Raw genomic sequence first — 7,093 nt, forward strand, 5'->3', positions numbered from 1 at the left:
AAAAAAAATGAGAGAATATTATACTTATTGGTCTATTCTTGACACGCCTAGTAATTCAACAACTTCTGATTCAATTTTTTTAATATTATCATTTATTTCCCTTTGTGCGCTTTTATCAGTTTTGAAATTCAAAAAGAAAGATTTTGAAAAAAAATTGCTCATCTTTTTAACTGGAACATTTTTAACCTTATCTGTTCCTGCATACATTTACTTAAAGTTTTTTGTTAATGATAATACTGAAAAAAGATTAACTGAATTTTTAAAATCTAACAGAGTTAAAAAAGTAGAAGGTAAAATCTATAATTTTCAACGGGTTATTGGAAATCCAAGAGCTGGAAAAACTACTTATGAAAGTTTTGAAGTTGATTCTGTAAAATTTTGGTATTATGATAATGCATTATATCAATTTAATCATTTTGGAGGAAATAACAGTAAAACACTTTACGAGAATTTGAATGTCAAAATAACTTATGTAGAAGGAACGAACCAGAATGAAATCCAAAAAATAGAAATAGCCAAAAATTAAAATTGTTACAGCAGATAACAGCGGTTTTATGCAATGGCGGCGCTTGGGATTTTTTTGGAAAGTTTTTGCTCGCACTTTTTGTATTAAAATTCATGTATTTCTTTCACTCTTTTCGGTATATTTGTAAACGTCAGTAACAATAAATCCGCCACTGACATAAAGCCGGCGGGACGTTATACCTCATTTTAAAAACAGACAATGACTGAAACAGAATATAAATTACTTAATTGGCGTGGAGACTCATTAAACGCAGAGAGGATGTGTGCTGACATACTCATAATGCAGGATTTCGAATCAGTTGACCCTCAATCACCATTGGGTGGACCTGATGGGACAAAGGATATTCTCTGTAAAAAAAGTGGACGGACATATCTAGCAGCAGTCTATTTTGCTCCATTACCAAAGACTTTCAGAAGTATTAAGTTTAAATTTGAAGGGGACTATAAAGGAGTTAAGAAGAACAATGTGGATGGTATCATTTTTATGACAAACCAAAAACTAACTCCTTCAAACAAAAAGACACTTCAATCTATTGCGACCAAAGACAGTATTAATTGCATCATTTATGACAACGAAGCTATTCGAGGACTCTTAGACTCTGCCTTGGGATTACCAATACGTTTATCTCACCTAAAAATCAAACTCAGTGAAGAAGACCAAATTTCATTCTTTTCAAAACAACAAAATCGTTTACCACAACTTTTCGATACATATAGTAAAGGAATAATTTCTGTTTTGTCCGCAAAGATTGATGAATGTTGCGATACAAAAGCTATAGACAAAAGCAAATTGGACGACATTTATGCTTTTGCTCAACAAACCATAGCTTTTATTCAAGACACTCCCAAAAAGACTGACAAAAAGAATTTAGAGTTTCCGAAACAACTGGAAATATCCATTCAGAACTTAAATTCAGAATCACTTAAATACATCCACAAAGCAATGATGTTTGAAAGTGGTAGCAAAGAGATTGGAATTTTTAGGACACATACAATTTGGGTTGGCTCACCGAATAGTTCACCAGAGAAGGCGAGTTTTGTTCCACCGAAACCAGAACTTGTTCCTAAACTGACAGAGGAACTTCTAGAAGGCTGGCGAAAAGACTATCCAGATATTTTAGTCGCAAAAAAGAAAACAGTAAAAATTCAACGGATTGCAAAATTTCATAATGATTTTCTATCAATCCACCCCTTTCTTGATGGCAATGGTAGAGTTGCAAGATTTTTACTTAATCAACAAGCAAGTGAATTATTAGACATTACAGAGCAAGTAATCATCGAGGACAGACCTTCATATTATGATGCATTGAATGAAGGTCAACAAGGTAATTTGAAGCCATTGGAAAAAATTGTCACTATTGCAATATATGGGACAGACATTATCGAATAGAAAAACGAGGCATAACAGTGGTTTTATGAAATTGGGGCTTTAAGGTTTAATGGGACGAACTTTTTGTATATTTGGCTTCAGTCCGAATGGAAAGGTTTGGAAACATATAAACCCCAACTTCATAAAGCCACGGGACGTTGTGTGTAATTGAACCAAACTATATGAAAAAAACTCTACTCCTTTTTCTTATTATAATTGTTAATCAAACTTTTGCGCAACGAATCGCAATAAACGAGATTGATAAATTCACAGATCAGAAAATCTTCAAAGTTGATGTTTCCGAAGGTAAAAGATGGAAAACAACTGACAATATTGCAAAAGGGCTAATTAATAATATTTTCCTCTCAACAAGACTTATCAAAAAAGAAAACAGTAAAATTATTCTAAGTAATTTTAATTTTCAATTAGGTAGAAATTTGTGTGTAAATCCTTCTAATGGAAAAATCATCATTTTATTTTCTGACAACTCAAAAATCACATTAAAACAATCAACAGAAATTGTTTGCGAATCAAATTTAAATGTAGAATATTTCATAGTTGACAACAACAATGAAATAAATGACGATTTATCAATTCTTTCAAACAAGGAAATAAGCAGTTTTAGAATTTATTTTAACGATGGTTACATAGATTTTGATGTGAAAGAAGACAAAAAAGAATTAATTAGAAAGCATTTTAAATTGATTAGCGAAGAATATAGTAAGTAAAGACAACTACACACAACAGGGGTTTCATGAAATTGGGGCTTTAGGCTAAATTTAAAGGTTATTTCATATATTTGACTTCCGTAGTTATTCAATGGTTTGGGAATATATAAACCCCAACTTCATGAAGCCCCGGGACGTTGTATGCCATTAACCAAACTATATGAAAACGAGAACTTTCTGGACAATACTAATTAAAATTTTAGGGTTATCAATTTTATTATCGAGCTTAACCGTAATTCCTGAATTCTTTTCAACGCTTTACGCAACTTTTCAAACAAGTGAAAATCCAACAGAAATATCTTTCTTCCTTGTATTGATAATAATTATATATATTCTTATTCTAAGATTTTGTGTTTTTAAACCTAACTGGATAATTAACAAACTAAAACTTGACAAAGAGATAGAGGAAAATATAGAGCTAAACATTAAAGCTTCAACGATACTCAATATTGCGATAGCTGTAATTGGAGGATTAACTTTTATTGGAAGTATACCAATGTTGTGTGAAACACTTTTCGAGTTTTTTAGACAAGACGAATTGTTTATCGATTTCAATAATTCTAAATGGATTATTGCATATTTCTTGAAAGCAACTATTGGTTTCTTACTTTTCTCCAATAGCAAAGCAGTAACTAAAATTATTTTTAAAAACGCTGACGAAATAGAAGATTAAAAAGATAACGGCATACAACAGCGGTTTTGTGCAAGCGGGGTTTCAGTGTGTATTGGTAAAAGCCAGTGTTTGCACTTCTCTCCTATTTTTCAACTTTTTTCTTTCAGACTTTTCGGTATATTTGTAAACAACAGTAATAAAAATCCCCGCCTGACACAAAGCCGGCGGGACGTTACCAGCAATTATGAAAAAACTGTACTTAATATTACTAACCTTTCTATTATCCTTATCTTCTTTTTCGCAGATTAACTTGGCAGTGCATCTAAAAAGAAGTCAATCAGAGAATGATATTACTTTAATCGTAGATACCTTAAAAATATACAAAGACAATATAATCTTTAAAAATATACCTAATCCTGATTCATTCGCTTTATTCGAGAATGTACCAAATGGCGATTATAAGTTTTGTTATAATAACCTTTTCGGAGAAAAAATTGAAAAAACGATTACTCTTATTGAAACGAACAATATACTTGGTGGACAAGAAATTGATCTTTATGTTGACCAACTACAAAATTCCAAGTCAAAAGATTTATTTATCAAAACCATAAGAGATAATGAAACGCTGACAATTAATTTTAAATTTTATGGATGCTTCAATAATGGATCTGATTCTATAAAAGTTTATAAAAAAAATAATCAACTCTTTCTTAAACATAAAAGCAAAAAAAGAAAGTTGAAAGAAACTGATATTAACGCAATCGTAAAATATGAAACGGAATTAAGAAACTTACCTAAACCAGATTTTATAAGCACTCTAAGCGGTTTTAATGAAATCAGTCTAAACGAAGAAAAATTTTCATACCGAGAACCATCAATATTTTGGAATGGTTATGGAATTTTGAAAAAGAGTTTGAAATTAAAATAACTGCTGGTAACAGCGGTTTTAAGAAATTGGGGCTTTAGTGTTTAATGGAACGGTCTTTTTGTATATTTGACTTCAGTCCTAATGGAATGGTTCGGGAATAAAAATCCCCAACTTCTTAAAGCCGGCGGGACGTTACCAGCAATTTTATGAAAAACGCACTTTTAACAATACTTATTTTAATTGGGACAGTTTGCCATTCTCAAAATATTAAGCAACTTGAAACTGAACTGAGATATTGGAAAAGCGGTGAAGAATATGGCGACAAAATAAAACTTGCTCGGACTTTACAAAAAATAGATCCATTTAACGATACCGCTATAAACTACATTTGCCAGTATTATCAGGATAGAGAAATAGACTCTGTAAACTATTTCTTTGAAAATTTAACTAAGAACTTCCCAAATAAACCTGAACCCTTTCTTTTAAGAAGTGAATATCTTTATTCTCAAAAAGAGGTTGAAAATTATACATTAAAGAAAGTTGAATACCTTTTAAAGGCTAAAAAAATTGACCCTTCAAATATAATTGCAAATTATTCGCTAGCGGAGACTTATTATAGAGACTTTTTACTTCCTTTTGAAAAACCTAATTATGATCTATTCACTGAGGTTAAATTCGAAAATGATTCCATATTTAACCCAAAAACAGATAGTCTTAGTATAATTAAGTCAAAATCATCTTTTCCAAACTCGGCAGAATTAGCTCTACAAAGTTTTAAAGATCTTTGGGATATTAGCAACTCATATAGAAATGTTATTTATTATCCCATGAAACAATTAGCATGTTTTTTAAATGTAGAACTACCCGCTAAATATGCACTACAACCAAATCCTAATCGATACTACCCCACCAATCAGTTCATGAATCTCTCAACAGATTGGGAATGTGATAAAACTATTAATTATTTATTTAAGGCTGAAAGCTCCGAAGGAGATGGAGATTGGTTAACTAAGCAACTTAAAAGTTTGAATGAGCCAAACTTATATAATATGAATTCTAAACCAAATTCGATAATTTATCGGTTTACTTGGCTTAGAAGCTTTCATCACCCAATATCTATCAGAATAGAAAAAATAGACGAAAAATACAATTTACACTGGGCTATGGGAAAAGGTGCCGGAGGCTATGAACCAAAAGGGCTAAAAGGAAAAGGACAAAGAAAAATTTCAGCAAAGGAATGGCGAGATTTTGAATCATTACTTAATAAAGCAAACTATGAAAATCTACCAAATAACGTATATGTTTTAATGTCAGATGGAGCAACGTGGACATTAGAACACAAAGAATCAGATATATTTGAAGTAACTAAAACTAATGATCCTAGTAAAGATTTTAAATCGATATGCTTGTATTTGCTTAAGTTGACTAACATTAAGATTAAAGAAGCTGAAATTTATTAAAAACTGCTGGTAACAGCGGTTTTATGCTATAGCGGGGCTTGGGATTTTTTGGATTGGTCTGTGCTTATTTTCTTCTTTAAAAAGAAGTTTTTTCTTTCCACTTTTCGGTATATTTGTAAACATCAGTAATAAAAAATCCGCTACAGCATAAAGCCGGCGGGACGTTAACGGCAAGCTTGGAAAAACTGTACGTAATAGGATGAAAACGGACACTTCGATAAAGAAAATAACAATCGCAAAAATTAATCGTTCAGCAATGAATCCAGAAAATTGGATTTATTCAAAAGTTTGTTCTGAAAATAAATCTGAAGAATTTACGCTTGACGAAAATGAATTACCAATTTTTGAAATAAACAGCTCGAAAGCAAAAACAATAATCACAACTCGTCGCATAATCGAAAAAAAGAATGACAAAATATGTTTTGTAAACTTTGAGGATATTGACGACGTGATTTATGGAGATTTTAAAAAGCATATAAACAAACCTGAATTATCAATATTCAGAATTGTTGATATGTTTGGAGAACAATATGATTTTCAAATGGAAACTGGAAAAGCATCAATTGGACTTATAAACAGTATCAACACAGTGCTACAATTAAAAGCCAGCCGTTAACAGCGGTTTTATGCAATGGCGGGGCTTGGGATTTTTTTGGAAAGTTTTTGCTCGCACTTTTTGTATTAAAGTTCACGTTTTTCTTTCACTCTTTTCGGTATATTTGTAATCGTCAGTAATAAAAAAATCCGCCACTGACATAAAGCCGGCGGGACGTTAGCGGAAATTTTAGAAAACCGCGCGAAAAAAAGAACTGATAATTATAAAAATAAAATTGAATTTTAAAAAATGAAAAAAAACTTACTTCTATTTATTTTCCTAATTAGCTCAATATCTACAATTGCACAAAAGACTATTGAATATAATGGAGAAAAAATTAATTCATTAGATGAGAATAATAATCAAACTGGAATATGGAAATTGTTTGACGAAAAAAATAATGTATTGATAAGTTGTGAGTTTAAAGGAGGAAAATTAATTGGAGATACAAAATTTTATAAAAATTCAATGCTAATTGCTTCATTTAATAATGATGACAAACTTGAAATTTATAAAGATTCAAAAACAATTATTTGCAACTATTACAGAAAAGAAGATAATAGTCAAACTCTTATAGATACAAAAGGAAAAGAACTCGATTCAGATGTTATTAAATATTACGCTCAAGCGGCCGAAGTCATGCCAATGTTTTATGGTGGTGTAAGTAAACTTTATGAATTCATTGGGAACAATTTTAATAGCAGTGGGAATAAAGGAAAACTAAAAATTCAATTTTATATTGATCCTAAAGGATTTGCAACGCAAGTAGAAATCAAAGAAAGTACAAATCCAAAACTAAATGATGAAGCAATAAGAGTGATGAATTTACTTCCAAGATGGCAACCAGCACATCAAGGAGGGGCATTTGTAAAATGTCCATATATAATTCCAATAACAATAAATTAAAAACTTCCGCTAACAGCGGTTTTCTGCAA

The 7,093-nt window shown here is 31.0% G+C and carries 8 protein-coding genes; all 8 read left to right on the top strand.

Annotated features, from left to right (window positions below):
- Positions 1-526: hypothetical protein (locus FCR2A7T_RS03425; RefSeq protein ID WP_035117205.1), on the top strand; the 526-nt coding region annotated here is incomplete at its 5' end.
- Between the two features lie 198 nt (positions 527-724).
- Positions 725-1,915: a Fic family protein gene (locus tag FCR2A7T_RS14655; RefSeq protein WP_023569883.1), complete on the top strand. Its 1,191-nt coding sequence runs from the start codon at positions 725-727 to the stop codon at positions 1,913-1,915.
- Positions 1,916-2,076: 161 nt separating this feature from the next.
- Positions 2,077-2,622 (top strand): hypothetical protein, encoded by a 546-nt coding sequence (locus FCR2A7T_RS03435; protein ID WP_023569884.1) that lies wholly within the window; start codon positions 2,077-2,079, stop codon positions 2,620-2,622.
- Between the two features lie 160 nt (positions 2,623-2,782).
- Entirely contained in the window at positions 2,783-3,295 is a 513-nt protein-coding gene (locus FCR2A7T_RS03440; RefSeq protein ID WP_035117208.1) for a hypothetical protein, read from the top strand.
- A 184-nt stretch (positions 3,296-3,479) separates the two neighbouring features.
- Positions 3,480-4,163: a hypothetical protein gene (locus FCR2A7T_RS03445; protein ID WP_023569886.1), complete on the top strand. Its 684-nt coding sequence runs from the start codon at positions 3,480-3,482 to the stop codon at positions 4,161-4,163.
- 146 nt (positions 4,164-4,309) lie between these two features.
- Positions 4,310-5,563, top strand: coding sequence for a tetratricopeptide repeat protein (locus tag FCR2A7T_RS03450; protein ID WP_023569887.1), 1,254 nt, complete (start codon positions 4,310-4,312; stop codon positions 5,561-5,563).
- 199 nt (positions 5,564-5,762) lie between these two features.
- Positions 5,763-6,179: a hypothetical protein gene (locus tag FCR2A7T_RS03455; protein ID WP_035117212.1), complete on the top strand. Its 417-nt coding sequence runs from the start codon at positions 5,763-5,765 to the stop codon at positions 6,177-6,179.
- Positions 6,180-6,407: 228 nt separating this feature from the next.
- Positions 6,408-7,064, top strand: coding sequence for an energy transducer TonB (locus tag FCR2A7T_RS03460; protein WP_023569889.1), 657 nt, complete (start codon positions 6,408-6,410; stop codon positions 7,062-7,064).
- Positions 7,065-7,093: the final 29 nt, after the last annotated feature.

Source organism: Flavobacterium cauense R2A-7 (assembly GCF_000498475.1).
GTDB lineage: Bacteria > Bacteroidota > Bacteroidia > Flavobacteriales > Flavobacteriaceae > Flavobacterium > Flavobacterium cauense.